Annotated in this window: 1 protein-coding gene; it reads left to right on the forward strand. The window is 60.3% G+C overall.

Features of this window, described 5'->3' with window-relative positions; genetic code table 11:
* Positions 1 to 102: 102 nt before the first annotated feature.
* Positions 103 to 312, forward strand: a 210-nt coding sequence (locus tag EN857_RS33975) for a hypothetical protein (RefSeq protein ID WP_135897727.1), incomplete at its 3' end; no start/stop codon positions are given.

Genomic DNA, 312 nt, shown 5'->3' on the forward strand with positions numbered 1-312 from the left:
AGGACAAAGAACTTTCTGGCGGCAACCACCGCGATGACGACGGTATTCCTGCCGGCTGTGTCTCTCGGGGTGGGTCTGGTAGCATTTCCAACTGGAGAAGCGTTGGCCGACGACCCGATTTCGATCCCGCTGGAGTATGTCGGGGAAGGCCATGACCGCCTGGGCATCTGGGCCAAGATCAACAATGGCAACGCGCAGCGATACGTATTCGACACGGGCTCGGACCAGCTCAACACGCAGATCGGGTCAGAGGTGACCGGGGTCCGCCCGATTGCCGACACGCCTTACGTATATACGTACGGGGACGGAACG

The sequence above is a fragment of the Mesorhizobium sp. M4B.F.Ca.ET.214.01.1.1 genome (assembly GCF_004791545.1).
In the GTDB taxonomy this organism is placed as follows: Bacteria; Pseudomonadota; Alphaproteobacteria; order Rhizobiales; family Rhizobiaceae; genus Mesorhizobium; species Mesorhizobium abyssinicae.